At 66.7% G+C, this 24,357-nt stretch carries 25 protein-coding genes; 8 read left to right on the top strand and 17 right to left on the bottom strand.

The genetic code is table 11. The annotated features are described in order from the left end of the window. Positions 1 to 21: 21 nt before the first annotated feature. From AC3A6B_RS17315 to nagZ, 7 genes are read left to right on the top strand one after another with little or no spacing between them, the layout of a single operon-like run. Complete coding sequence (locus tag AC3A6B_RS17315) at positions 22 to 381, top strand: DUF4845 domain-containing protein (protein WP_093106579.1); 360 nt, start codon at positions 22 to 24, stop codon at positions 379 to 381. Positions 382 to 426: 45 nt separating this feature from the next. Then, positions 427 to 1,128 (top strand): ribonuclease III, encoded by a 702-nt coding sequence (gene rnc / locus AC3A6B_RS17310; RefSeq protein WP_487837903.1) that lies wholly within the window; start codon positions 427 to 429, stop codon positions 1,126 to 1,128. After that, positions 1,125 to 2,093, top strand: a complete 969-nt coding sequence (era, locus tag AC3A6B_RS17305) for a GTPase Era (RefSeq protein WP_487837902.1) — start codon at positions 1,125 to 1,127, stop codon at positions 2,091 to 2,093. The genes rnc and era overlap by 4 nt, the downstream gene beginning before the upstream one ends. 30 nt (positions 2,094 to 2,123) lie before the next feature. Continuing rightward, on the top strand, positions 2,124 to 2,894 hold the full coding sequence (gene recO, locus AC3A6B_RS17300) for a DNA repair protein RecO (RefSeq protein WP_487837901.1): 771 nt from the start codon (positions 2,124 to 2,126) through the stop codon (positions 2,892 to 2,894). Continuing rightward, the gene (locus AC3A6B_RS17295) at positions 2,891 to 3,634 is read left to right on the top strand and encodes a pyridoxine 5'-phosphate synthase (RefSeq protein WP_487837900.1); all 744 of its coding nucleotides are present in this window, start codon (positions 2,891 to 2,893) and stop codon (positions 3,632 to 3,634) included. Before recO ends, AC3A6B_RS17295 begins: the two co-directional genes overlap by 4 nt. Continuing rightward, on the top strand, positions 3,631 to 4,026 hold the full coding sequence (gene acpS, locus AC3A6B_RS17290) for a holo-ACP synthase (protein ID WP_487837899.1): 396 nt from the start codon (positions 3,631 to 3,633) through the stop codon (positions 4,024 to 4,026). Before AC3A6B_RS17295 ends, acpS begins: the two co-directional genes overlap by 4 nt. Further along, positions 4,023 to 5,099, top strand: coding sequence for a beta-N-acetylhexosaminidase (gene nagZ / locus AC3A6B_RS17285; protein ID WP_487837898.1), 1,077 nt, complete (start codon positions 4,023 to 4,025; stop codon positions 5,097 to 5,099). Before acpS ends, nagZ begins: the two co-directional genes overlap by 4 nt. Here nagZ and AC3A6B_RS17280 read toward each other — a convergent pair. The 4 genes from AC3A6B_RS17280 to AC3A6B_RS17265 form a co-directional block, all read right to left on the bottom strand. After that, a complete protein-coding gene (locus AC3A6B_RS17280) occupies positions 5,096 to 5,605 on the bottom strand; it encodes a M48 metallopeptidase family protein (protein WP_487837897.1) in 510 nt (169 codons plus the stop codon). The genes nagZ and AC3A6B_RS17280 overlap by 4 nt on opposite strands. Then, entirely contained in the window at positions 5,602 to 6,858 is a 1,257-nt protein-coding gene (locus tag AC3A6B_RS17275; protein ID WP_487837956.1) for an Hsp70 family protein, read from the bottom strand. Before AC3A6B_RS17275 ends, AC3A6B_RS17280 begins: the two co-directional genes overlap by 4 nt. Then, positions 6,852 to 8,390: a lysine--tRNA ligase gene (gene lysS / locus AC3A6B_RS17270; protein WP_487837896.1), complete on the bottom strand. Its 1,539-nt coding sequence runs from the start codon at positions 8,388 to 8,390 to the stop codon at positions 6,852 to 6,854. Before lysS ends, AC3A6B_RS17275 begins: the two co-directional genes overlap by 7 nt. Before the next feature lie 91 nt (positions 8,391 to 8,481). Continuing rightward, positions 8,482 to 9,129, bottom strand: a complete 648-nt coding sequence (locus AC3A6B_RS17265) for an LON peptidase substrate-binding domain-containing protein (RefSeq protein WP_487837895.1) — start codon at positions 9,127 to 9,129, stop codon at positions 8,482 to 8,484. Positions 9,130 to 9,178: 49 nt separating this feature from the next. Here AC3A6B_RS17265 and AC3A6B_RS17260 point away from each other — a divergent pair, with 49 nt between their 5' ends. After that, complete coding sequence (locus AC3A6B_RS17260) at positions 9,179 to 9,739, top strand: YggT family protein (protein WP_487837955.1); 561 nt, start codon at positions 9,179 to 9,181, stop codon at positions 9,737 to 9,739. Positions 9,740 to 9,751: 12 nt separating this feature from the next. Here AC3A6B_RS17260 and accD read toward each other — a convergent pair whose 3' ends face one another. From accD to gltA, 13 genes are all read right to left on the bottom strand, one after another. Continuing rightward, a complete protein-coding gene (gene accD / locus AC3A6B_RS17255; protein WP_487837894.1) occupies positions 9,752 to 10,624 on the bottom strand; it encodes an acetyl-CoA carboxylase, carboxyltransferase subunit beta in 873 nt (290 codons plus the stop codon). Between the two features lie 23 nt (positions 10,625 to 10,647). Further along, complete coding sequence (gene trpA / locus AC3A6B_RS17250; protein WP_487837893.1) at positions 10,648 to 11,493, bottom strand: tryptophan synthase subunit alpha; 846 nt, start codon at positions 11,491 to 11,493, stop codon at positions 10,648 to 10,650. Next, positions 11,490 to 12,767, bottom strand: coding sequence for a tryptophan synthase subunit beta (trpB, locus tag AC3A6B_RS17245; RefSeq protein WP_093106540.1), 1,278 nt, complete (start codon positions 12,765 to 12,767; stop codon positions 11,490 to 11,492). The genes trpA and trpB overlap by 4 nt, the downstream gene beginning before the upstream one ends. A gap of 51 nt (positions 12,768 to 12,818) precedes the next feature. Next, complete coding sequence (locus AC3A6B_RS17240; RefSeq protein ID WP_487837892.1) at positions 12,819 to 13,505, bottom strand: phosphoribosylanthranilate isomerase; 687 nt, start codon at positions 13,503 to 13,505, stop codon at positions 12,819 to 12,821. Continuing rightward, complete coding sequence (truA, locus tag AC3A6B_RS17235) at positions 13,502 to 14,314, bottom strand: tRNA pseudouridine(38-40) synthase TruA (protein ID WP_487837891.1); 813 nt, start codon at positions 14,312 to 14,314, stop codon at positions 13,502 to 13,504. The genes AC3A6B_RS17240 and truA overlap by 4 nt, the downstream gene beginning before the upstream one ends. 26 nt (positions 14,315 to 14,340) lie before the next feature. Then, complete coding sequence (locus AC3A6B_RS17230; protein WP_487837890.1) at positions 14,341 to 17,070, bottom strand: motility hub landmark protein FimV; 2,730 nt, start codon at positions 17,068 to 17,070, stop codon at positions 14,341 to 14,343. Positions 17,071 to 17,234: 164 nt separating this feature from the next. Further along, positions 17,235 to 18,377 carry an aspartate-semialdehyde dehydrogenase gene (gene asd, locus AC3A6B_RS17225; RefSeq protein WP_487837889.1) on the bottom strand — a complete coding sequence of 381 codons (1,143 nt, stop codon included), beginning with the start codon at positions 18,375 to 18,377 and terminating at the stop codon, positions 17,235 to 17,237. Between the two features lie 90 nt (positions 18,378 to 18,467). Then, entirely contained in the window at positions 18,468 to 19,556 is a 1,089-nt protein-coding gene (gene leuB, locus AC3A6B_RS17220; RefSeq protein WP_487837888.1) for a 3-isopropylmalate dehydrogenase, read from the bottom strand. Between the two features lie 27 nt (positions 19,557 to 19,583). Further along, positions 19,584 to 20,234 (bottom strand): 3-isopropylmalate dehydratase small subunit, encoded by a 651-nt coding sequence (gene leuD / locus AC3A6B_RS17215; RefSeq protein ID WP_487837887.1) that lies wholly within the window; start codon positions 20,232 to 20,234, stop codon positions 19,584 to 19,586. Between the two features lie 13 nt (positions 20,235 to 20,247). Continuing rightward, positions 20,248 to 21,669 (bottom strand): 3-isopropylmalate dehydratase large subunit, encoded by a 1,422-nt coding sequence (leuC, locus tag AC3A6B_RS17210; RefSeq protein ID WP_487837954.1) that lies wholly within the window; start codon positions 21,667 to 21,669, stop codon positions 20,248 to 20,250. Between the two features lie 34 nt (positions 21,670 to 21,703). Then, the gene (locus tag AC3A6B_RS17205) at positions 21,704 to 22,648 is read right to left on the bottom strand and encodes a LysR substrate-binding domain-containing protein (protein WP_487837886.1); all 945 of its coding nucleotides are present in this window, start codon (positions 22,646 to 22,648) and stop codon (positions 21,704 to 21,706) included. Between the two features lie 116 nt (positions 22,649 to 22,764). After that, positions 22,765 to 22,905 (bottom strand): entericidin A/B family lipoprotein, encoded by a 141-nt coding sequence (locus AC3A6B_RS17200; protein WP_214697951.1) that lies wholly within the window; start codon positions 22,903 to 22,905, stop codon positions 22,765 to 22,767. Between the two features lie 122 nt (positions 22,906 to 23,027). Further along, positions 23,028 to 24,338 (bottom strand): citrate synthase, encoded by a 1,311-nt coding sequence (gene gltA, locus AC3A6B_RS17195; protein ID WP_487837885.1) that lies wholly within the window; start codon positions 24,336 to 24,338, stop codon positions 23,028 to 23,030. Positions 24,339 to 24,357 lie beyond the last annotated feature (19 nt).

The raw sequence follows: 24,357 nt of genomic DNA, 5'->3' as shown, positions 1-24,357 counted from the left end.
TTCATTCGAGGGATAGAGGGCATGAGAGCAAGAAGTCAATCCAAACGGGGCCAGCGCGGCATCTCGTTCATCGGGCTGCTGTTCGTCGCGGGCGTGCTGGCCTGTCTGGGCGTGGTTGCGGCCCAGGTGATTCCGACCCTGATCGAATACCAGGCGATCGACAAGGCTGCCAACAAGGCCAAGGAAGGCACGACGGTGCCCGAAGTCCGCGCCATCTTCGATCGGGCGCAGGCCATCGACGACTTCAAATCGGTCACCGGCAAGGACCTCGACGTTCAGAAGGTCGGCGACAAGGTCGTGGTGTCTTATTCCTACGAGCGCGAGATTCATCTGTTTGGCCCGGCCTTCCTGCTGCTGAAATACAAGGGCCAGTCCCGCTAGGATGAAACGCCCCCACGCCCACGCCGGCCCGGCGTCGACCGCACTGTGAACGAAGGTGGTCTTGCCGCGCTGCAGGCGCGCCTCCAGCATTCGTTCTCGGACGCGCGGCTGCTCCAGCTTGCGCTGACGCATCGCAGTTTTTCGGCCGACCACAACGAGCGGCTCGAGTTCCTGGGCGATTCGGTGCTGAACCTCGCCGTCGCCCACCTTCTCTATGAGCGCCTGGCGGAATTGCCCGAAGGCGATCTCTCCCGCGTGCGGGCCAACCTGGTCAAGCAGGAGACGCTGCACCAACTGGCGCTCAAGCTCGCGCTGTCGCCCCTGCTGCGGCTCGGCGAGGGCGAGGCGCGCTCGGGCGGCCCGAACCGTCCCTCGATCCTGGCCGACGCACTCGAGGCCCTGATCGGCGCTGTCTACCTCGACGCCGGCTATGGCCCGGCGCAGGCGCTGGTGCGCCGGCTCTACGAATCGGTGGCGATCACGCCGCGCATGGAGGCGGTGGCCAAGGATCCGAAGACCGAATTGCAGGAATGGCTGCAGGGTCACAAAATGAAGCTGCCGGTCTATCGCGTGGTCGGCACGCTGGGCGCGGCGCACAAGCAGACTTTCGATGTCGAATGCGCAGTCCCCGATCTGGGTCTCAGCGAACGCGGCATCGGCGGCTCGCGCCGCGCCGGTGAGCAGGCCGCCGCGGCGGCCATATTGATCCGGCTCAAGGCGCGCAGCGCGGCAAAGGCACCCTCATGAACGACCCCATCGATTCCATCACCATCCCTCCCGCAGAGGGCGAGGACGCTGCGGGGCCGAATCCTTCGCAGCGCTGCGGCCTGGTGGCCATCGTCGGCAAGCCCAATGTCGGCAAGTCGACCCTGCTCAATGCCCTGGTCGGCCAGAAGATCAGCATCACCTCGCGCAAGGCGCAGACCACGCGCCACCGCATCACCGGCATGCGCACGCTGGGCGCGACGCAGTTCGTCTTCGTCGATACGCCGGGATTCCAGACGCTGCACGCGAACGCGCTCAACCGGTCCCTCAACAAGACCGTGGTGGGCGCCGTGTCGGACGTGGACCTGATCCTGTTCGTGGTCGAGGCCGGCAGTTTCACGCCGGCCGATGAGCGCGTGCTCAAGCTGCTCGGTGCCGGCATCCCGACGGTGCTGATCGCCAACAAGCTCGACAACGTCCACCGCCGGGGCGACATCGCGCCCTGGCTGCAGACGATGCAGCAGAAGCATGCCTTCGCCGAGTTCGTCCCGATGTCGGCCAAGAATCCGAAGGACATCGAGCGCCTGTTCGGCATTTGCGAAAAGTACTTGCCCGAGCAGGCCTGGTGGTACGCGGAAGACGAGCTCACTGATCGCAGCGAGCGCTTCCTCGCCAGCGAGCTGGTGCGCGAGAAGCTGTTTCGCCTCACCGGCGACGAGCTGCCCTATACCTCGACCGTCGTCATCGACAAGTTCGAGGAAGAGCCACCCGCGCGCAAGGGCCAGAAGCGCCTGCTGCGGATCGCCGCCACGATAGTCGTCGAACGCGACGGCCACAAGGCGATGGTGATCGGCGACAAGGGCGAACGCATCAAGCGCATCGGCACCGAAACGCGTCAGGAACTCGAGAAGCTGGCGGATGCCAAGGTGTTTCTCGAACTCTGGGTCAAGGTACGTTCGGGGTGGGCGGACGACGAGGCTCGCGTGCGCTCCTTCGGTTACGAGTGAGCCATCCGTTGGCCGGCGTGAGAGGCTGACATGGCCGCCGCGCACCGCATTTCGCACGAGCCGGCCTACGTGCTCCACCGCTACGACTGGAGCGAGTCCAGCCTGATCCTCGAGGTCTTCACCCGCCATCACGGCCGCATCGCGCTGGTGGCGAAAGGCGCCAAGAGGCCCAGTTCCAACTTTCGCCCGGTGCTGCTGCCGCTGCAGCCTCTGCAGCTTTCCTACGGCGGCGACGCCGAGATCCGCACGCTCAAGGCCGCCGAGTGGATGGGCGGCCACGTGATGCCGACCGGCGAGGCCCTGCTGTCGGGCTACTACCTCAACGAGCTCCTGCTGCGCCTGCTGGCGCGGGACGACGCGCACGAGGCGCTGTTCGACGCCTATGCCGGCGTGGTGCAGGTGCTGGCGGGCGAGCATGCGCACGCCCAGGCCGCCACGCAGGCGGCGGCGCTGCGCGCCTTCGAGCTGCTGCTGCTGCGGGAGGTCGGGCTGCTGCCGGCGCTCGATGCCCAGACCCTCACGCTGGCGCCGCTGGAGGCGGACGCGCGCTACACCTTGGTGCCCGAAGCGGGCCTGCGCCAGGCTGCCGACGATGAAGCCGGGCTGAGCGGCGCCGAATGGCAGGCTCTGGAGCGTTCGCTCGGGGACCGGGCGCCGTCCGCCACGCTGCGCCTGGTTGCCCTGATGAACGGCGGCACCAACAGCGCCTTGCGCAACCAGCTGCGCACGCTGCTCAACTACCATTGCGGCGTGAGCATGCTGCGCACGCGCCAGATGATGAGAGACTTGCAAGCCCTATGAGCACTTCCCTGTCGATCAATCTCAACAAGGTTGCGCTGGTGCGCAACACGCGGCCCCTCGGCATCCCGAGCGTGCTCTTCGCTGCAGCGCTGTGCCTGGACGCCGGCGCGCACGGCATCACGGTGCACCCCAGGCCCGACGAACGCCACATCCGCCCGCGGGATGTGCATGACCTGTCGGGGCTGCTGGCCAAGGACTGGCCGCAGGCCGAGTTCAACATCGAGGGCAACCCTTTCCACAACCTGATGGATTTCGTGCGCGAGCTGCGCCCGCACCAGGCCACCTTCGTGCCCGACAGCGAAACCCAGCCGACCAGCGACCACGGCTGGAATTTTCCTTACGATGCCGAGCGCCTGCGCCCACTGATCGCCGAAACCAAGGCACTGGGCGTTCGTGTGAGCCTGTTCATGGATCCGGATCCCGACATGATGGCCGCCGCCAAGGCAGCCGGCGCAGACCGCATCGAGCTCTACACCGAAGGCTATGCCTCCTCGCGCGGCACTTCCAGAGCGGATGCCGTACTGCAGCTCTACGTGCAGGCGGCGCGCGCCGCACAGGCGGCCGGCCTCGAAGTCAACGCCGGTCACGACCTGAGCCGGGACAACCTCACGGAATTCCTGCGGGCGGTGCCCAACGTGCGCGAGGTCTCGATTGGTCATGCCTTCGTCTCCGACGCCCTGGAGCTCGGCTACGCCGCCGCCGCCAAAGACTACTTACGCTGCATCCGAGAAGCCTTGTGATCTACGGCATCGGCACCGACATCTGCGACATCCGCCGCATCGAGGCGACCTTCGAGCGCCAGGGCGAGCGATTCGCGCAGCGCGTGCTGAGCGACGCCGAGCTCGAGGTCTGGCGCGCACGCAGCGCCCGCTGGCCCAAGCGCGGCCTGCGCTACCTGGCCACACGCTTCTCCGCCAAGGAAGCCTTCAGCAAGGCGATCGGCAAGGGCATGCGCATGCCGATGAGCTGGCGGCTGTGCGAGATCGCGAACCAGCGCAGCGGCAAGCCCGTGATCGTGCTCCACGGCGTGCTGAAGGAGTGGTTCGAGGCCGAGCATCTGACGGCGCACGTGACCGTGACCGACGAGACCGACTACGCGGCGAGCTTCGTCGTGGTCGAACGCAAGGAATGACAGACAAGAACACATCGCATGCCCCGTTGATCATCGACGTCGCGGGCACTGAATTGAACGCTGCCGATCGCCGTCGTCTGGCAGATCCGCTGGTTGGCGGCGTGATCCATTTCGCCCGCAACTGGCAGGACCGCGCGCAGATGAGCGCGCTCAATGCCGAGATCAAGGCACTCCGGCCCGACATCCTCATTTGCGTCGATCACGAGGGCGGCCGCGTGCAGCGTTTTCGCAGCGACGGCTTCACGCGGCTTCCGTCCATGCGCATGCTGGGCGAGCTGTGGATGAGCGAGCCCTTGCGCGCGGCGCAGGTTGCGGTCGCCTGCGGCCATGTGCTTGCGGCCGAGCTCCGCGCCTGCGGCGTCGACTTCAGCTTCACGCCCGTGCTCGATCTGGATTACGGCGAAAGCAGCGTGATCGGCGATCGCAGCTTCCATCGCGATCCGCGCGTCGTCGCATTGCTCGCGCAAAGCCTGGCGCATGGGCTTTTGCAAGCGGGCATGGCCAACTGCGGCAAGCATTTTCCCGGCCATGGTTTCGTCAAGGCCGACTCGCATGTCGCGATTCCCGTGGACCCGCGCAGCCTCAAGGCCATCCTCGCGGACGATGTTCGGCCCTACGACTGGCTCGGCGGCACGCTCTCGGCGGTGATGCCGGCGCACGTGATCTACCCCAAGGTCGATGCCCGGCCCGCAGGTTTTTCGTCGAAGTGGCTGCAGCAGATCCTGCGCGCCAAGCTGGGTTTCGACGGCGCCGTGTTCAGCGACGACCTCAGCATGGAGGCGGCACGTCGCATCGAGGGCGAACTGCTAAGCTACGCCGATGCGGCGCTCGCTGCGCTCGAGGCCGGCTGCGACCTCGCGCTGCTGTGCAACCAGAGCGTGGGCGCGGGCACAGTGCTCGACGAAGTGCTCGATGGCTTCGCCGCTGCCCGGCGCAGCGGCCGTTGGGCGCCGGATGCCGCCAGCGAGACGCGTCGGCGCAGCCTGCTGCCGCGTGCGCCGGCGCTCGATTGGGACGCGCTCATGCAGGCGCCAGCCTATCGGCGTGCCATGGCGATGCTTCCGCGTACCTAGACTTCGGGCGACCAGAGCCGCTGGCCACCGCTTTCGAGGTGCGTCAGATAGAGGCGCAGGTCGAACTCGAGCTGGTGATAGTCCGGCTCCATGTGAGCGCAGAGCTGATAGAAAGCCTTGTCGTGTTCGCGCTCCTTCAGGTGCGCCAACTCGTGCACGACGATCATGCGCAGCCATTCGATCGGCACCTCCTTGAACAGGCTCGCAACCCGGATCTCGCGCTTTGCCTTGAGCTTGCTGCCCTGCACGCGCGAGATGGTCGTGTGGGTGCCGAGCGCGTTGCGGATCACGTGCAGCTTGTTGTCGAAGGCCACCTTGGACAGCGGTTCGGCATTGCGCAGAAACTCGTTCTTGAGGCCGCTCACGTAGTCGTAGAGCGCGCGGTCGGTGCGGATATCGTGCACGCCGCCGTAGCGCTTCAGCAGCAGGTCGCCGAGCCTGCCCTGTGCCATGAGATGCTCGACCTGGGCGCGCAGGTCCGCGGGGTAGGCGGAAAGGTATTTCATGCAGCGGCGTAGGCCAGGCCGGCAGCCACGCCGCCGAACAGATCGCCTTCGATGATCTTCGTGCCCGGGAACGCGCGGCGCAGCGCACTCTGGAACGGGCTCAGCGCCGATGAGCCGCCCGTCAGATAGATGGCGTCGAGCATGCCCCCCGTTGTGCCGCTGAGCCGCAAGCATTCGCGCGCGCAGGAAACCACGCTGTCGAGCAGCGCGGCGAGGTGCCCGGCCATGTCGTTCGCCGTGAGGGCGGCGCGCAGGTCCGCCTCGGCGAAGGACAGATCGATGACGACATCCTCGTTGGTGGCGGACGTTCGAATCTTGGCTCCTTCCACCTCGCTGGCGACGCGATGCCCTTGCCGGTCCACGAGCACGCCCATGAGCCGGTCGTGCAGCCGCGTATCGAGGTAGTTGACGCGCAATTCTTGAACCTGCCGGACCGCCTTCGGCGCATAGAGCCAGTTGATCAGGTGCCAGGACGAGAGGTCGAAGAAGGTCCTGCTCGGCACTTCGCGGCCTTGCGGGCCGATGTGCCGGAAACCGAAATGCGGCATCACGCATTCGACGCTGAGCCGCTGGTCGAAATCGGTGCCGCCGATGTGCACGCCCGTGGTGGCGAGCACGTCGCGGGAACGGTCTGCCTTCGCCATGCGTTCGGGGCCGAGGCGAACGACCGTGAAGTCGGAGGTGCCGCCGCCGAGGTCCACGATCAGCACCAGCGATTCGCGGGTGACGCGCCGCTCGTAATCGAAAGCGGCCGCGATGGGTTCGTACTGAAAGCCGACTTCGCCCAGCCCGGCGCTCTGCGCAGCCCGGCGCAGCGTAGCCTCGGCCTCGCGGTCGCGCTCCGCATCGTCGTCGACGAAATGCACCGGCCGACCGATCACGACCCGTGCAGGCTCGACGCCGAGCTGCCGCTGGGCGCGCGCCGCGAGCTCTGACAGGAAGAGGGCGATGATGTCCTCGAAACTGACCCGCTGGTTGTCGATCTCGGTCTGGTCCTGCATCAGCGAGCTGCCGAGCAGGCTCTTGAGCGAACGCATCAGCCGGCCTTCGGTGCCCGCGAGGTAGTGCGAAATCGCTTCGCGCCCGAAATGCGTGCTGCGGTCTTCGGTGTTGAAGAAGACGGCCGTAGGGATCGTCGTCGCCGCTCCTTCCAGCGGCAGCATGCGGGCAAGCCCGCTTCCCGCCACGCAGGCGACCGCGGAATTGGAGGTGCCGAAGTCGATGCCGATGGCGGGCGCGGGCGTCTTCAAGATTCCCGGCGCAAGGCAGGAAACAGGATCACGTCGCGAATGCTCGGCGAATCGGTCAAGAGCATCATCAGGCGATCGATGCCGATGCCGCAGCCGCCGGTGGGCGGCATGCCGTATTCCAGCGCGCGGACGAAGTCGTGGTCGTAGAACATCGCCTCGTCATCGCCGCTGTCCTTGGCCGTGACCTGCGCATTGAAGCGCGCGGCCTGGTCTTCGGCGTCGTTGAGCTCGCTGAAGCCGTTGCCGAATTCGCGGCCCGTGATGTAGAGCTCGAAGCGCTCCGTCACCTCGGGGCGCTCGTCGTTGGCGCGCGCCAGCGGCGAGATCTCGGTCGGGTGCTCCATGATGAAGGTCGGCTGCCAGAGCTTCTCTTCCACGGTCTCCTCGAAGTACATCACCTGCAGGCTCGCCAGGCTGCGCTGCGAGAGCTTGTCCTTTTCTTCGGTGAGGCCGAACTTGCGCAGCGCGTTGACGAGCCAGGCGGCGTCGTCGGCGTTCGCGCCGGCATCGGTGTGCTTGTGGATCGCCTCGCGGATGGTGAGCCGCTCGAAGGGCTGGCTCAGGTCGACCGGCTTGCCCTGGTACTCGAGCTCGAGCTTGCCCATGGTCTTCTGCGCGATCGTGCGGATCAGCGTTTCGGTGAAGTCCATCAGGTCGCGGTAGTTCCAGTAGGCCGCGTAGAACTCCATCATCGTGAACTCGGGGTTGTGCCGCACCGAGATGCCCTCGTTGCGGTAGCTCCGGTTGATCTCGAACACGCGCTCGAAGCCGCCGACGATCAGCCGCTTCAGGTAGAGCTCGGGCGCGATGCGCAGGAACATCTCCTGGTCGAGCGCGTTGTGATGCGTCTTGAAAGGCTTGGCGTTGGCGCCGCCCGGGATCGGGTGCAGCATCGGCGTCTCGACCTCGAGGAAGTCGTTGGCCACCATGAATTCGCGCAGCGCGCTCACTGCGCGGCTGCGTGCCGCAAAGCGCTCGCGTGCCGACTCGTCGGTGATCAGGTCGACATAGCGCTGGCGGTACTTCTGCTCCTGGTCGGCCATGCCGTGGAACTTGTCCGGCAGCGGGCGCAGGCTTTTCGTCAAAAGGCGCAGCTTCGTGACCTTGACCGAGAGCTCGCCGGTGCGGGTCTTGAAGGCCGAGCCTTCGGCGCCGACGATGTCGCCCAGATCCCAGTGCTTGAATTCGGCGTAGGCCTCCTCGCCGACGGCGTCGCGCGTGATGTAGAGCTGGATGCGGCCGGTCGCGTCCTGCACGGTCGCGAAGCTGGCCTTGCCCATCACCCGCTTGAGCATCATCCGGCCCGCCACACTGACCGCGATCGGATTGGCTTCGAGCAGCTCGGCGTCCGTTTCGCCATGCGCCGCAACGAGCGCCGCTGCGCGATCGGCGGGCTTGAAGTCGTTCGGGAATGCGACCCCTTTACCTTCGGCCTGCGCGGCGCGCAGCGCCTTCAGCTTTTCGCGCCGTTCGGCGATGAGCTGGTTGTCGTCGGTGGCAGGGGTGGGAATGGGGGAGGTCGAAGCGTCGGACATGGGAGAGGAGGAGGGGCGCAGGCGGTCGCGCGCGCAACCCGCCATTTTAGCCGGCCGCCCCTCGCCCTCGCCCTAAGGAATGGAGCGCGGATTACTTGGTGATGCCGGTGCGTGCGAGCAGATCGCTGACCAGTTCGAGCCGCATGAGCGGGCTGTCGAGTTCCATCAGGCGCTGCTTGAGTTCCGACTGCACCGGCAGCAGCTCGCACCAGCGGTTGGCGACCCAGCCGCAATCGCCGAAGCGGTAAGGCGGCATGATCGGCAGCCGGACGTTCTCGTTGCCCTCCATGCGGCGCCGCTCTTCCAGCGTCTGGACCAGGCGGCGCAGCGCTTCGGCTGTCGGCTGCAGGTCCTCGGGGATGGCGAGCGCAACATCATCGGACACGGTCTCGACATCGGCCGTCCAAAGCCCGTGCTTATGGAGCTCGCTGGAACGCACGCGAAAGCGGTGCGTGCCCACGCATTCGATCTGCATCAGGCCGGGCTGGGGCGCGTCGAACTCGCGGATCACGGCGAGCGTGCCAAGCGCGGCGAAGCTTTCGGCTTGCCCGCCCGCCCTGCGGACCTCCGAGCCCTGCGTGAGGCTGACCACGCCGAAGGGGGCGGCTGCCTTGTGGCACTTGCCGATCATGTCGAGGTAGCGCACCTCGAAGATGCGCAACGGCAGAAGGCCGCCGGGAAACAGCACCGTGCCGAGCGGGAACAGGGGAAGGGAATGCAGAAGGGGTTGAGTCGTCATCGATGAACCTTGCATGGCTATCATCGCATTCCGTCCACGACCGCGCGCCATGCTCTACCAGATCCCCTCGTTCCTGCTCGACGTGATCGTCGGCCTCCTCGGCGGCGCCTGCCTGCTGCGTCTCTACATGCAGTACCACCGGGTGCCATTCGGCAATCCGCTGGGGCGTTTCGTGTTCGCCGTCACCGACTGGATCGTGCTGCCCCTGCGGCGCATCGTGCCGTCGGTCAAGCGCTGGGACCTGGCGAGCGCCATGTCCGCCTGGCTGCTGGTGATGGCCAAGTTCCTGCTGCTCTGGATGCTGATGGGCAGCCTGGGCCGCTGGGCGATCCTGCCTCTGGTGTCGCTCATCGGCCTGCTGCAGCTGGCGGTGTCTGGCCTCACCGCCTTGCTGATCGTCTATGCCGTGCTGTCCTGGGTGCCGAATGCTTCGTCGATGCTGCAGGATCTGATCGGTCGGCTGGCCGAACCGCTGGTGCGGCCCCTGCGGCGCTTCATTCCGCTGGTCGGCGGCGTCGACCTGTCGCCGCTCGCCGCCATCGTCCTGCTGCAGGTCGGCGCGATCGTGCTCGGCAGCCTGATGGCCACGGCCTTCGGCCTCGGCCGATAGGCCGCTCCTCCTTCAGATCACCGCATCGGCCGGTTGGCGCAGCAGCATCGCGAGCGTGTTCGCCACCGTCTTGCGCAGCTCGCGGCGGTCGCAAATGAAGTCGATCGCGCCCTTGGTCTGCAGGAACTCGGCGCGCTGGAAGCCTTCAGGCAAGGTCACCCGCACGGTCGACTCGATCACGCGCGGTCCGGCAAAGCCGATCAGCGCCTTGGGCTCGGCGATCACGACATCGCCCACGAAGGCGAAGCCAGCGCTCACGCCGCCCATCGTCGGATCGGTCAGCACGCTGATGTAAGGCAAGCCTTTCTTGGCCAGGCGCGTGAGCGCGGCGTTGGTCTTGGCCATCTGCATCAGCGAAAGCAGGCCTTCCTGCATGCGCGCACCGCCGGTGGCGGTGAAGCAGATGAAGGGCACCTTCTGCTCGATCGCGGTCTCGACGCCGCGCACGAAGCGCTCGCCGACCACGCTGCCCATGCTGCCGCCCATGAAGTCGAACTCGAAGCAGGCGACCACCACGTTGATGCTGTGCACCGAGCCGCCCATGACCACCAGCGCGTCGGTCTCGCCGGTGTTCTCCAGCGCTTCCTTGAGCCGCTCGGGGTACTTGCGGCTGTCCTTGAACTTGAGGGCGTCGACCGGCAGCACTTCCTGGCCCACTTCGTAGCGGCCTTCGGAGTCCAGAAAGGCATCGAGCCGCGCGCGCGCGCCGATGCGGTGATGGTGGCCGCAGCTCGGGCACACATTCTGGTTGTGCTCGAGGTCCGTCTTGTAGAGAACGGTCTCGCAGCTCGGGCACTTGATCCAGAGCCCTTCGGGCATCTGGCGGCGCTCGCTCGGGTCGGTGGGGGCGATCTTGGGGGGAAGCAGTTTTTCAAGCCAGCTCATGGGGGCTCCTTGTGGTGGCGGGATTATCGGCCAGCCGCGTTCTTGGGCGTGGCGGCCGGCAAGGCATCGAGTGCCTCGCGGATTTCGGCGAGGAATTCGCGCACCAGCGGCACCACCTGATCGCGCGGCTGGCCCTCGATCAGCTGGATGATGCGGGTGCCGATCACGATCGCGTCCGCGGTGGAACCGACCGCCTGCGCGCTGCGTGCATCGCGGATGCCGAAGCCCACGCCCACCGGTAGCTTCACATGCTCGCGGATACGCGGAACCATCCTTCCTACCGCCTCGGTGTCGAGGTGGCCGGCGCCGGTCACGCCCTTGAGCGAGACGTAGTAGACGTAGCCTGTGGCGATGCGGCCGACCTGTGCTATGCGCTCGCTGGTGCTGGTCGGGGCCAGCAGGAAGATGAGGTCGATGCCGTGCGCCCGGAGCTCGGCGGCGAAGTCCTCGCATTCCTCGGGCGGGTAGTCGACGACCAGCAGGCCGTCCACGCCGGCGGCCGCCGCGTCGCGGATGAAGCTGCCCTTGCCGTGCACGCCGTCGTAGCGCTCGACCGGGTTGGCGTAGCCCATCAGCACCACCGGCGTGACGTCGTCTTTCTGCCGGAAGTCGGCGACCATGGCCAGTACCTGCTTCATGCCGACGCCCAGCGCCAGCGCCGCTTCGCCGGCCGCCTGGATCACCGGCCCGTCGGCCATCGGGTCGGAGAAGGGCACGCCGAGCTCGATCACGTCGGCGCCTGCTTCGACCATGCCGTGCATGAGCGCGGGCGTGATGTCGGCGAAGGGGAAGCCGGCGGTAACGTAGGGAATCAGCGCCCTGCGGCCGTCTTTTTTCAGGGCTTCGAAGGTGGCAGGGATGCGGCTCATGCGCGGCCTCCCTTCACGCTCAAGCCGCGCATCGACGGCCGGTCGTAGAAATCGACGCCCGAGAGGTCGGCGACCGTGCCGATGTCCTTGTCGCCGCGGCCCGAGAGATTGACCAGGATCGACTGGTCGGGGCGCATCGTCTTCGCGAGCTTCATCGCGTAGGCGAACGCATGGCTCGATTCGAGCGCGGGAATGATGCCTTCTGTGCGGCACAGGTAATGAAAGGCTTCGAGCGCCTCGGCATCGGTGATGCCCACGTACTCGGCGCGGCCGATGTCGGCCAGGTAGGCGTGCTCGGGGCCGACGCCGGGGTAGTCGAGGCCCGCGCTGATGCTGTGGGTCTCGGTGACCTGCCCGTCTTCGTTCTGCAGCAGGTAGGTGCGGTTGCCGTGCAGCACGCCGGGGCTGCCGCGCAGGATCGAGGCCGCATGCTTGCCGCTGTCCAGGCCTTCTCCTGCCGCTTCCACCCCGATGAGGCGCGTGTCCGCGAAAGGAATGTAGGGATGGAAGATGCCGATGGCATTGCTGCCGCCGCCCACGCAGGCCACCACCACGTCGGGCTGCCGGCCTTCGGCCTCGCCGGTGATGCCCTGGGCCGCCAGCATGGCGGGCATCTGCTCAATGCACTCGGTGCCGATCACGCTCTGGAAGTCGCGCACCATGGTCGGGTAGGGGTGCGGGCCGGCGACGGTGCCGATGATGTAGAAGGTGTTCTCGACGTTGGTGACCCAGTCGCGCATCGCCTCGTTGAGCGCGTCCTTCAAGGTCTTGCTGCCCGATTCCACAGGCACCACGGTCGCGCCCAGCAGATTCATGCGGTAGACGTTGGGACTTTGGCGCTTGACGTCCTGGCTGCCCATGTAGACCACGCACTCCAGGCCGTAGCGCGCGCAGATGGTGGCGGTGGCCACGCCGTGCTGGCCGGCGCCGGTCTCGGCGATCACGCGCGGCTTGCCCATGCGCTTGGCGAGCATCGCCTGGCCGATGGTGTTGTTGACCTTGTGTGCGCCCGTGTGGTTCAGGTCTTCGCGCTTCAGATAGATCTGCGCGCCGCCCATCTCGCGGCTGGTGCGCGCGGCGTGGTAGATCGGCGAGGGCCGGCCCACGAAATGCGCGAGTTCGTGGTGGAACTCGGCCTGGAACTGCGGATCGTCCTTGTACTTCGCGTAGGCGTCGCGCAATTCGTTGATCGCGTGGGTCAGCGTTTCGCTGGCGAAGGTGCCGCCGTAGATGCCGAAATGGCCGCTGGCGTCGGGTTGCTGGTAGGTGTTCATGATCTCGATCGGTGGGGCCGGCTGCCTCCTTCGATCGAGGTCGGCAGCCAGCTAGCTGAGGGCATCGGCCGCACGCACGGCGGCCACGAATTCGCGGATCTTCACGGCGTCCTTGATGCCCTTGGAGGCTTCGACGCCGGAGCTCACGTCAACGGACAGCGACTTCGCTGCCGTTCGCAAACGGCGAATGCCATCGCCCACGTTTGCAGGTGTGAGCCCACCACTCAAGACGAGGTGAGCGTCGACGACGGGTGGAAGAAGTGACCAATCGAAAGCCTTGCCGCCACCGCCATAAGCTTCGACGTGGGCGTCGAGCAGGATGGCCTGGGCGCGGGAGTAATCGGACGCGTATTTTACGAGGTCGAAGCCCGCTCCGGCCGCGCCCAGCGGAATACGGGCTGCGCGCATGAAGCGGTGGGCGCCGCGGCCGCTGGCTTCCCAGCACTGGTCGGGCGTCTCGTCACCGTGGAACTGAGCCATGGAACCGGACACGGCGGCCAGCGAGGCTGCGGCTTGGGCCACGAGCTCGTTGACGAACAGCAGCACCGGCGTCACGAAGGGCGGCAGTCGCGCAGCCAGCTGGCCGGCGCGTTCCGCCGTCACCGCGCGGGGGCTGGCCGGATAGAGCACGAAGCCCACCGCATCGGCCCCGGCATCGACCGCGGCATCCACGTCCTGCTCGCGCGTCAGCCCGCAGATCTTGATTCGCGTGCGCGCGAGGGAAGGGGCGGAACTCATGGCGGACCATCATACGCAGCGCCGGTGGCCGGCATCGTGGCCTCGGACGGAAGCCCCCAGCCGGCGGCGTAGAGTGGTCCGAGGAAGTAGAGGCCGTTCGGCGAGAAGGTCGGGGCGGCCACCACGCGGCTGCGCGCCTCCAGCACTTCGCGCATCCATTCCGCAGGTGCGTCGCCGCGGCCGATGCGCACCAGGCTGCCCATGATGTTGCGGATCATGTGATGCAGGAAGGAATCGGCCTCGAACTCGAAGTGCCAGCGGCAGCGATCGGCGTCGCCATACCGCGTGATCTCGATGCGCCGCAAATCCTTGACCGGCGAACGTGCCTGGCAGGCCGAGGCGCGGAAGGAGCTGAAGTCGTGCCGGCCCAGCAGCACAGCGGCCGCGGCACGCATTGCGTCGCCGTCGAGTTCGTACATGGACCAGCCGACGCGGCCCGTATCCAGGCTCGGGCGCACCGGCGACTGCGACAGCACGTACAGGTAGCGCCGGGCGAGCGCGCTGGCACGGCAATGGAACTGGTCGGGCACCGGCTGCGCCCATTGGACCGCGATGTCGTCGGGAAGAAATCGGTTGGTGCCCCGCACCCAGGAAAAGGGTGCGCGCTCGACGGAGGTGTCGAAATGCACCACCTGCAGCAGGGCATGGACACCGGCGTCGGTGCGCCCCGCGCAGAGGGTGGAGATGGGCTGGGCGGCGAAGCGGCCGAGCGCGGCCTCCAGCTTGTCCTGGACGGTGCGGCCCGAAGGCTGGCTCTGCCAGCCGTCGTAGGCTTGACCGTTGTAGCGGATGCCGAGGGCCAGCCTCACAGCGGGATCGGCGGCCGCATGGCCGTTCAGCGCAACTGGCCGAGCAGTTGCTTGGCTTCGGCCTTGACCTCGCCCGAGCCCTCGGAAGCCACTTCCTCGACCAGCGAGCGCGCGCCTTCGACATCGCCCAGCGCCTTCAGTTCGCGCGCCAGCGAGAGCTTGATGGCGTGCGGGCTTTCGCCGCTGTCCTCCGCCGGCTCCAGGCGGCCACGTTCGGTATCGGCGGGGGTGCGCGACAGGCCGGCCATCGAGCTCATGTCGAATTCGATGAAGCCGGAGTCGCCGGGCAGACCGGCGCGCAGGGTCGCGGGCTGCGTGAACTCTTCCTCCGAGTTCAGCGGCGCGCGTGCCGTGTTCGGCTCCAGCGCGCCCGGCGCGGTGTCGAAGTCGTTGTTGAGATCGATCTTGGCGCTCGACGCGAGAGGTGCGCTGTACTTGATCAGCGATGGGGCTGCGGCATGCTCGGCACCGTTGCGCGCGGCCGGAAGGGTGGCGTTGACCGGCGCCGCTGCAACCGGCGCAGGTGCCGGCGGCTTGCTCAAGTCGAGGTCGAAATCGAGCGGTGCGACGGAGGGCACGAAGGCCGGCGGCGGTGCGGCAGCGACAACGGGTTTTGCCACCGGGCTCGGTGTCGGCGCAGCAGCGGCCGGGGCCGGTGTGGCGGCTGCCGCAGCCAGCGTGCCGGCAAAGGCGGCCGTTTCTGCTGCCGAGACGCCTCGGCCGCCCGATTCGTACAGCGGGTTGCCCGGATCCAGGTCCTTGCCGAGTTCGACCACCCGGTTCCAGTCGGCGCCGGTGCCGCCGGTCAGCTTGTGCACATCCGAGGCCAGCGCTTCGTAGGCGCGCAGGTCGCGCCGCTTGGCGTGGATTTCGAGCAGCTTCAGATGGATGGCGGTGCGCTCGGGGTTGACGCGCAGCGCTTCGCGCAGGATCTCCTCGGCCTGCAGATCGCGGCCATAGGCCAGGTAGACATCGGCTTCGGCCACCGGATCGACATCGCCTGCATCGAGCTGGCTCGGCGAGTACGACAACGAGGAGACGACCGAATTGCCACGGTTCTTGGTGTCCACCGATTCGCCGCCGCTGGCGCCGAAGAAGGAGTCCTTGGGAATGCGGCTCTCGAGGAACACGCTGTCGTTGGCGTCGCGGCGCTTACGGCCGAGCACGCGGTAGAGCAGGAAGCCGATCAGGAGCGCGATCAGCGCAGCTGCGCCGAGCATGATGGGGTTGTCGAGCAGTTCGTCGAAGAAGCTGCGTTCCACCGGTGCGGGTGCGGGCGGCGTGGGCTTGGCTGCTGCTGGGGCGGGCACCGGTGAAGGCGCTGCTGCTGCGGATGCGGCAGCCTCGGGCGGCGTGGTCGTGGCGGCCGGCGGCGTTGCCGGGGCTTCCGCCGGGGCCGTTGCGGCAGGCGCAACGACGGCCGGAAGAGCGGGGATGGCCGGGCTGGCTGCAGGCGCTGCGGCCGTGGGAGCCGGGGCCGAACCCGTCGCGGGCGGGGTCGCCGCCGGCGCTGCCGCCGACGGTGCCGGTGCAACCGGTGCAGGTGCCGCGGCCGGAGCGGCACCGCCTGCCGTTGCGGGCGATCCGCTCGCGGCCTGCAGCTTGTTCAGCTCGCTGATGTTCTTGGACAGCTCGGCAACGCGCGTGCTGCTTTCCTGGGCCTGGCGAGCCTTGGCCAGCTGTTCTTCGGTCTGCCGGCCGGCGACCGCGCCCCCTTGGGTGATCTTGAGCTTGTCGGCGGCCGCATTCGCAGCGTTGCGGTCCTCGACGTTGGCCTGGAGCTTGCCCGAGGCCTGGCGGTCGGCGTCGGCGACGCGCGAAGCGGGTGCGTTCTCGGCCAGGCGGCGGCGGTACTCGCCGAAATCGCGGCTTTGCGCGGTCACGGTGCGCCGGGCTTCAGGGGCCGGCACGGTGCCGGCTTGCGCTGCGCTCGGCACATCGAGCACGGCACCGGCCTTGATGCGGTTGACATTGCCGCCGATGAAGGCATCTGGATTGGCGCGCAGCAGCGCCACCAGCATCTGGTCGAGCGACACGTCGGCCGGTTTGTACGCGCCGGCGATCTTGCTGGCGGTATCGCCGGGCTGCACCGTCACCTGCTGGTCGCCGCTGCCGGTGCGCACCGTGCTGTCGGCTTGCGTCGGGGCTGCCGGAGCCGCCGCTGCTGCCGCGGGCGCGGGGCGTTCGCGGCGGGCCGGGGCTTGCACGACGGCGGGAGCGGTGCTCCGAGATGGCGCGGTGATCTGCGGCGCGATCGGGGCGATCGGGGCGGCGGCCGTGGCGGTCCGGCTCTTGGGCGGGTCGAGCAGCACCGTGTAGTCGCGCACGACGCGGCCGGAATTCCAGGTCGCTTCCAGCAGCAGGTCGATGAAGGGCTCGCTGAGCATGCGATTGCTGCTGAGCCTCACCACGTAGCGGCCATCGGCGCGGCGCTGCAGATTGGTTCGCACGTCTGCCAGGGCGGCGTTGTAGGGCACGCCGGCGGCGTTGAATGCGTCGGCCGAGGCGATCTTGACCTTCAGGCCATCGGCCTCGGCCGGCGTGATCTCGGTGACCTCGATTTCGGCCCGCAGCGGCTCGCCCAAGGCCGATTGCACATTGAGGCGTCCGAGCGCAAGCGCGGCCGCATCGGTGCTGATCGCGCCCAGGGCCAGAGCGACCGCGGCACTGAGAAGTGAGAGCTGACACCGACCTGAAATCGTCGGAGTCGGGCAAGTGGCCGGGAGGCGGGCCGCAGGCAACGGATGTCGTGTCATGCTGGTAGGGGGCAGCGCGGCCCAAAAGTGTAAGAGGACGTTAACATCAACACCCCGCACTGACAAGGCGACAGGCCTTATCTACCCAGTGCGCGCCAACTTCGGGGCGCTTTCTGCGTTGCGGCACCGCAACGTCGGGCGTCCAAAGGGCACCCGACATCGCTTCAGGCCTCGAGCAGGATGCGCAGCATGCGCCGCAGCGGCTCCGCCGCACCCCACAGCAGCTGGTCGCCGATGGTGAAGGCGCCGACGTACTCGGGGCCCATGGCGAGCTTGCGTACCCGGCCCACCGGAATGCTCATGGTGCCCGTCACCGCCACCGGTGTCAGGTCCTTGAGCGTGGCGTCGCGGTTGTTCGGCACCACCTTGACCCAGTCGTTGTCGGCCGCGATCAGTGCTTCGATATCGGCGACCGGCACATCCTTCTTGAGCTTGAATGTCAGCGCCTGGCTATGGCAGCGCATCGCGCCGATACGCACGCAGAAGCCGTCGACCGGCGTCGCGGCCGTTCCGAAGCCTGCGCCCTGGCCGAGGATCTTGTTGGTTTCGGCGCCGGCCTTCCACTCTTCCTTGCTGATGCCGTCGCCGAGATCCTTGTCGATCCACGGGATCAGGCTGCCGCCGAGCGGTGCGCCGAAATTGGCCGTTTCGGCCGCGCTCAGCGACTGCTGCTTGGCCAGCACCTTGCGGTCGATCTCGAGGATCGCCGACTTCGGATCGTCCAGGAGCGCACGCACTTCGCCGTTGATCGAGCCGAACTGCGTGAGCAGCTCGCGCATGTGCTGCGCGCCGCCGCCCGAGGCGGCCTGGTAGGTCATGCTGGTCATCCACTCGACCAGGCCGGCCTTGTAGAGGGCGCCGACGCCCATCAGCATGCAACTCACGGTGCAATTGCCACCGATCCAGTTCTTGCCCCCCTTGGCGAGCGCCTGCTGGATCACCGGCAGGTTGACCGGATCGAGCACGATGATCGCGTCATCGTTCATGCGCAGGGTGGAGGCGGCGTCGATCCAGTGGCCGTTCCAGCCCGCGGCGCGCAACTTGGGGAAGACCGCGCTGGTGTAGTCGCCGCCCTGGGCGGTGATGACGATGTCGCACTTCCGGAGTGCCTCGATGTCGTGCGCGTCCTTCAGCGTGGTTTCGTTCTTCGCCATCGCCGGGGCCTTGCCGCCGGTGTTGGAGGTGGAGAAGAAAAGCGGCTCGATCAGTCCGAAGTCGCCTTCGGCCTGCATGCGGTCCATGAGGACCGAGCCGACCATGCCGCGCCAGCCCACGAGGCCGACCAGAGGTTGAGTTGCGTTCGCCATTTCAATTTGCCCTTGTGAAAAAAGAAAGCTGTCTTTTCTTTGCGCCCGGCTCGTCAGAGCCGGGGGAGGGCGTGACGAAGCAGGCTGCGGTTAGCCGGTAATCGTCTTTTTGGTGATGACTGCCACCACGGCGTCGCCCATTTCGCGGGTGCCGACCTTGGTCGTGCCCGCGGACCAGATGTCTGCCGTACGCAAACCCTGGGCCAGCACGTGCTTGACTGCCGACTCGATACGGTCGGCAGCCTCGGGTTGGTTCAGGGAAAAGCGGAGCATCATGGCAGCGGACAGGATTGTAGCCAAAGGATTGGCAACCCCTTTGCCGGCAATGTCGGGCGCGCTGCCGTGGCTGGGCTCGTAGAGGCCCTGGTTGCCGGCGTTGAGCGAGGCGGAGGGCAGCATGCCGATCGAGCCCGTCAGCATGGCGGCCTCGTCCGACAGGATGTCGCCGAACATGTTGCCGGTGACGACCACGTCGAATTTCTTGGGCGCCTTGACCAACTGCATCGCGGCGTTGTCGACGTACATGTGGTCGAGCTCGACGTCGGGGTATTCCTTTCCGACCTCGGTCACGATGTCCTTCCAGAACTGGAAGGTTTCGAGCACGTTGGCCTTGTCGACGCTGGTCACGCGCTTGCTGCGCTTGCGTGCCGCCTGGAAGGCGACGTGGGCGATGCGCTCGACCTCGGGGCGCGAATAGCGCATGGTGTCGAAGGCTTCCTCGGCGCCGGGGAAGTGGCCGTCGACAGCGGTGCGGCGGCCGCGCGGCTGGCCGAAATAGATGTCGCCGGTCAGTTCGCGGATGATCAGGATGTCCAGGCCCGCGATCAGTTCGGGCTTCAGGCTCGAGGCGCTGACCAGCTGTTCGTAGCAGATCGCCGGGCGGAAGTTGGCGAACAGGCCGAGGTTCTTGCGCAGGCCCAGGATGGCCTGCTCGGGTCGCAGCGAACGCTCCAGCCTGTCGTACTTCCAGTCGCCCACCGCGCCGAACAGCACGGCGTCGGCCTCCTTGGCGAGCTTGAGTGTGGCTTCGGGCAGCGGATGGCCGTGGGCCTCGTAGGCTGCACCGCCGACCAGGGCCGATTCCATCTCGAAGGAGAGGTCGAGCGTGTCGAGCACGCGAATGGCTTCGGCAACGATTTCGGTGCCGATGCCGTCACCGGGAAGAACTGCGATTTTCATGAAGTTGTTCTGGAGAAGTGGAAGGGGTCAGGCGATCAACTGGTGGCTGAGCCAGGGCTTCTGCGCCAGGCGCTCGGCCTCGAAAGCCTCGATCTTGTCCTTGTGGCGCAGCGTCAGGCCGATGTCGTCCAGGCCGTTGATCAGGCAGTACTTGCGGAAGGCCTGGACCTCGAAAGGCAGCTCGCTGCCGTCGGGCTTGACGATCACCTGCCGCTCGAGGTCGATGGTGAGGCTGTAGCCCGGAAAGGCGAAGGTCTCGTCGAAGAGCTGGGCGACCTGCGACTCGCTCAGAACGATCGGCAGCAGGCCGTTCTTAAAGCTGTTGTTGAAGAAGATGTCGGCATAGCTGGGGGCGATGATGGCGCGGAAGCCGTACTGGTCGAGCGCCCAGGGCGCGTGCTCGCGGGAAGACCCGCAGCCGAAGTTCTGGCGCGCGAGCAGGATCGAGGCACCCGCGTAGCGCGGCTGGTTCAGCACGAAGTCGGGGTTCGGTTTGCGCGACTTCGGATCCTGGCCCGGCTCGCCCGGATCGAGGTAGCGCCAGGCGTCGAACAGGTTGGGGCCGAAGCCGGTCTTCCTGATCGACTTCAGGAACTGCTTCGGAATGATCGCGTCGGTGTCGACGTTCTCGCGGTCCATCGGCGCCACGAGGCCCTTGTGCACGGTGAATTTCTGCATGGTGTCTGGCTCCTCAGGCGAATTGGCGGACGTCGACGAAATGGCCGTGCACCGCAGCGGCCGCGGCCATGGCCGGGCTCACCAGGTGGGTGCGGCCGCCGGCGCCCTGCCGGCCTTCGAAATTGCGGTTGCTGGTGGAGGCGCAGCGCTCGCCCGGCTCCAGCCGGTCGGCGTTCATCGCCAGGCACATCGAACACCCCGGCTCGCGCCATTCGAAGCCCGCGGCCTTGAAGATCTGGTCCAGCCCCTCGCGTTCGGCCTGCTCCTTCACGAGGCCGGAGCCCGGAACGACCATCGCGAGCTTGACGTTCTTTGCGACCTTCTGGCCCAGCTTCTTGACCATGGCCGCGGCTTCGCGCATGTCCTCGATGCGGCTGTTGGTGCAGGAGCCGATGAACACCTTGTCGATGAGGATGTCGTTCATCGGCTTGTTCGGCTCCAGGCCCATGTAGGTCAGCGCGCGCTCGATGGCGCCGCGCTTGTTGGCGTCCTTTTCCTTGTCCGGATCGGGCACGCGGCCGTCCACCGGCACCACCATCTCGGGTGAAGTGCCCCAGGTGACTTGCGGCTTGATCTGCGCGGCGTCGAGTTCGACCACGGTGTCGAAATGCGCATTGGCATCCGAATGCAGCGTCTTCCAGTAGGCGACGGCCTGGTCCCATTCGACGCCCGTGGGCGCGAGCGGGCGGCCCTTGACGTAGGCGATGGTCTTCTCGTCCACCGCCACCAGTCCGGCGCGCGCACCGGCCTCGATCGCCATGTTGCACACGGTCATGCGGCCTTCCATGCTGAGGTCGCGGATCGCCGAGCCGGCGAATTCGATCGTGTAGCCGGTGCCGCCTGCGGTGCCGATCCTGCCGATGATCGCCAGCACGATGTCCTTGGCGGTACAGCCCGGCGCCAGCTTGCCCTCGACCTTGACGAGCAGGTTCTTTGCCTTCTTGGCGAGCAGCGTCTGGGTCGCCATCACGTGCTCGACCTCGCTGGTGCCGATGCCGTGCGCCAGTGCGCCGAAGGCGCCGTGCGTGGAGGTGTGCGAATCGCCGCACACCACCGTCATGCCCGGCAGCGTGGCGCCCGACTCGGGGCCGATCACATGCACGATGCCCTGGCGCTTGCTCAGGAAGGGGAAGAAGGCGGCGGCGCCGAATTCCTTGATGTTGCTGTCCAGCGTGGTGATCTGCTCGCGGCTGACGGGATCGGCGATGCCGTCGTAGCCGCGCTCCCAGTTCGTGGTCGGCGTGTTGTGGTCAGCCGTGGCCACCACCGAGCTGATGCGCCACAGCTTGCGGCCGGTTTCCCGCAGCCCCTCGAAGGCCTGCGGGCTGGTCACTTCGTGGACAAGGTGGCGGTCGATGTAGAGGATCGAGGTGCCGTCTTCCTCGGTGTGGACGACGTGTTCGTCCCAGAGCTTGTCGTAGAGCGTGCGTGCCATGGTCATGGTCTCTTTCGTGGGGAGGGTGATTGTCTTATGCGGCCAGCTGGTCGGGCGCCGACGCCGGCGCCTGCAGGTGCTTGACGAGCATGCGCGCCGCGACCGGCAGCGTCGAGAAATCGCGTGCCACCAGGCGGATCTCGCGCGCGGCCCAGGCGTCGTTCAGCGCCACGCTCGTCAGGCCGCGGCCGATGCCGCCTTGCATCAGTTCGAAGGCGCGCAGCGGCATCACGCCGATGCCGAGGCCGTTCTCGATCATTCGGCACATGGCGTCGAGGCCCGTCACGTGGATGCGCAGCTTGATCGTGCGATTGGCAGTCAGCGCGGCCTGGTGCATCGCGACGTAGATCGAGCTGTTGGTGTGCAGGCCGACGTGGTCGACATCGAGCGAGTCCGCGAAATCGATCGCGCGCTGCGCCGCCAGCGGATGGCCGGCAGGCACGATCAGCACCAGCGAATCGTGGCGGTACGGCAGGCTCTGCAATTCGCTCGTGCCTTCGGGAACGTGGCAGATGCCGAGGTCGGCGGCGCCCTCGTGCACGGCGCGCACCACCTCGCTGCTGAGGTGCTCTTCCAGGTCGATCTTGATCGCGTCGTGCTCGCGCGTGAAAGCGCCGAGGTCCTCGGGCAGGAACTGCACGATGGCGGAGATGTTCGCGTGCACCCGAACATGGCCGCGCACGCCGTCGGCGTATTCGCTCAGCTCGCCCTGCATCTTCTCCAGGCTGTAGAGCACCGAGCGTGCGTGGTGAAGAAGGCTCTCGCCGGCGGGCGTCAGGTCGACGCCGCGCGCATGGCGATAGAGCAGGGGAGTGCCGAGGGTGGCTTCGAGATCCGAGAGCCGCTTGCTGATGGCCGAAGCCGCGATGAATTCGCGCTCCGCCGCGCGTCCGATGCTGCCGAGCTCGCAGACGGCCACGAACAACTGCAGCGACGTGAGGTCGATGCGGCGGGCGAAGCTGCGTTCTGAGGAGGTCATACGGGGCTTGGCATCTCGTATGGAGATGGAGCCCCGTATTTTCCTTCGGTTTCTAAGGAGGAGTCATCGCGATGTGCGATGACATTAGTGTCGGCGTGCGATGGGCGAGCGCGTCTTTATTGCTTCTTCTTGCCCGAATCCTCCATCTTTTCCCCGGCCTTCTGCACGTCCTGGCCGGCGCCTCTCCAGGTGTTGCAGCCGGCCAGCGGCACGGACAGGGTGAAAGCGATGGCGACCAGTGCGGCAAGTTTCTTCATGGCGGAACTCCTTCTGTTTGGGTGCCTTGCAGCCTATGCCCCCCTGACCGGCACTGCGTGTCAGCCAAGACGCAAAAAAGCTGCCCGAGGGCAGCTTTCCGAGGTGAGCGCGAAGACGAGGTTCAGCGCTGGGCGATGGGTTGCACGTCGCGCTTGGGCGAGCCTTCGAAGAGCTGGCGCGGACGGCCGATCTTGTACTCCGGGTCGCCGATCATCTCGTTGAGCTGGGCGATCCAGCCGACGGTGCGCGCGAGCGCGAAGATCGCGGTGAAGAGCGGCACCGGAATGCCGATCGCGCGCTGCACGATGCCCGAATAGAAGTCGACGTTCGGGTAGAGCTTGCGCGAAACGAAATATTCGTCTTCGAGCGCGATCTTCTCGAGCGCCATCGCGAGCTTGAACAGCGGATCGTTTTCGAGGCCCAGCTCGCTCAGCACTTCCTTGCAGGTTTCCTGCATCAGCTTGGCGCGCGGATCGTAGTTCTTGTAGACGCGGTGTCCGAAGCCCATCAGCTTGACGTTCGAGCTCTTGTCCTTCACCTGCTTGATGAACTCGCCGATCTTGTCGACGCCGCCCGCCTTCTGGATGTCGTGGAGCATGTTGAGCGCCGCTTCGTTGGCGCCGCCGTGGGCCGGGCCCCAGAGGCAGGCCACGCCCGCCGCGATGGCTGCGAAGGGGTTGGTGCCCGAAGAGCCGCACAGGCGCACGGTCGAGGTCGAGGCGTTCTGCTCATGGTCCGCATGCAGGATGAAGATGCGGTCGAGGGCGCGCTCGAGCACCGGGCTCACCTTGTATTCCTCGCAGGGCGTCGCGAACATCATGTGCAGGAAGTTGCCTGCATAGCTGAGATCGTTCTTCGGGTACATGTAGGGCTGGCCGATCGTGTACTTGTAGGCCATGGCCACCAGCGTCGGCATCTTCGCGATCAGGCGGATCGCGGCGATCTCGCGGTGCTTCGGATTGTTGATGTCCGTGCTGTCGTGATAGAAGGCCGACAGCGCGCCGACCAGGCCGGTCATGATGGCCATCGGGTGCGCATCGCGGCGGAAGCCGCGCAGGAAGAACTGCATCTGCTCGTTGACCATCGTGTGGTTGGTCACGAGCTTGGTGAAGTCGGCCTTCTGCGTCGTATTGGGCAGTTCGCCGTACAGAAGCAGGTGGCAGGTCTCGAGAAAGTCGCAGTTGGTCGCGAGCTGCTCGATCGGATAGCCGCGGTAGAGCAGTTCGCCCTTGTCGCCGTCGATGTAGGTGATGGCCGACTCGCACGATGCCGTCGACATGAAGCCCGGGTCATAGGTAAACATGCCGGTCTGGGCATAGAGCTTGCGGATGTCGATCACGTCGGGGCCCATGGTGCCCTTGTAGATCGGCAGCTCGACGTTCTGTCCGCCATTGCTGAACGACAGGGTGGCCTTGGTCTCGGATGCTTTCATTGCGAGTGTCTTTCAAAGA

It is taken from the genome of Variovorax sp. Soil_C_33 (genome assembly GCF_057656935.1).
The sequence above is the reverse complement of the archived record's forward strand: the minus strand, read 5'-3'. Positions and strand labels throughout refer to the sequence as shown.

Bases quoted from the DNA above. Each gene is read 5' to 3' on its own strand.
- AC3A6B_RS17315 (WP_093106579.1), top strand. From the start codon at position 22: ATGAGAGCAAGAAGTCAATCCAAACGGGGCCAGCGCGGCATCTCGTTC.
- era (WP_487837902.1), top strand. From the start codon at position 1,125: ATGAACGACCCCATCGATTCCATCACCATCCCTCCCGCAGAGGGCGAG.
- recO (WP_487837901.1), top strand. From the start codon at position 2,124: ATGGCCGCCGCGCACCGCATTTCGCACGAGCCGGCCTACGTGCTCCAC.
- AC3A6B_RS17295 (WP_487837900.1), top strand. From the start codon at position 2,891: ATGAGCACTTCCCTGTCGATCAATCTCAACAAGGTTGCGCTGGTGCGC.
- nagZ (WP_487837898.1), top strand. From the start codon at position 4,023: ATGACAGACAAGAACACATCGCATGCCCCGTTGATCATCGACGTCGCG.
- AC3A6B_RS17280 (WP_487837897.1), bottom strand. From the start codon at position 5,605: ATGAAATACCTTTCCGCCTACCCCGCGGACCTGCGCGCCCAGGTCGAG.
- lysS (WP_487837896.1), bottom strand. From the start codon at position 8,390: ATGTCCGACGCTTCGACCTCCCCCATTCCCACCCCTGCCACCGACGAC.
- AC3A6B_RS17265 (WP_487837895.1), bottom strand. From the start codon at position 9,129: ATGACGACTCAACCCCTTCTGCATTCCCTTCCCCTGTTCCCGCTCGGC.
- AC3A6B_RS17260 (WP_487837955.1), top strand. From the start codon at position 9,179: ATGCTCTACCAGATCCCCTCGTTCCTGCTCGACGTGATCGTCGGCCTC.
- accD (WP_487837894.1), bottom strand. From the start codon at position 10,624: ATGAGCTGGCTTGAAAAACTGCTTCCCCCCAAGATCGCCCCCACCGAC.
- trpA (WP_487837893.1), bottom strand. From the start codon at position 11,493: ATGAGCCGCATCCCTGCCACCTTCGAAGCCCTGAAAAAAGACGGCCGC.
- trpB (WP_093106540.1), bottom strand. From the start codon at position 12,767: ATGAACACCTACCAGCAACCCGACGCCAGCGGCCATTTCGGCATCTAC.
- AC3A6B_RS17240 (WP_487837892.1), bottom strand. From the start codon at position 13,505: ATGAGTTCCGCCCCTTCCCTCGCGCGCACGCGAATCAAGATCTGCGGG.
- AC3A6B_RS17230 (WP_487837890.1), bottom strand. From the start codon at position 17,070: ATGACACGACATCCGTTGCCTGCGGCCCGCCTCCCGGCCACTTGCCCG.
- asd (WP_487837889.1), bottom strand. From the start codon at position 18,377: ATGGCGAACGCAACTCAACCTCTGGTCGGCCTCGTGGGCTGGCGCGGC.
- leuB (WP_487837888.1), bottom strand. From the start codon at position 19,556: ATGAAAATCGCAGTTCTTCCCGGTGACGGCATCGGCACCGAAATCGTT.
- leuD (WP_487837887.1), bottom strand. From the start codon at position 20,234: ATGCAGAAATTCACCGTGCACAAGGGCCTCGTGGCGCCGATGGACCGC.
- leuC (WP_487837954.1), bottom strand. From the start codon at position 21,669: ATGGCACGCACGCTCTACGACAAGCTCTGGGACGAACACGTCGTCCAC.
- AC3A6B_RS17205 (WP_487837886.1), bottom strand. From the start codon at position 22,648: ATGACCTCCTCAGAACGCAGCTTCGCCCGCCGCATCGACCTCACGTCG.
- AC3A6B_RS17200 (WP_214697951.1), bottom strand. From the start codon at position 22,905: ATGAAGAAACTTGCCGCACTGGTCGCCATCGCTTTCACCCTGTCCGTG.
- gltA (WP_487837885.1), bottom strand. From the start codon at position 24,338: ATGAAAGCATCCGAGACCAAGGCCACCCTGTCGTTCAGCAATGGCGGA.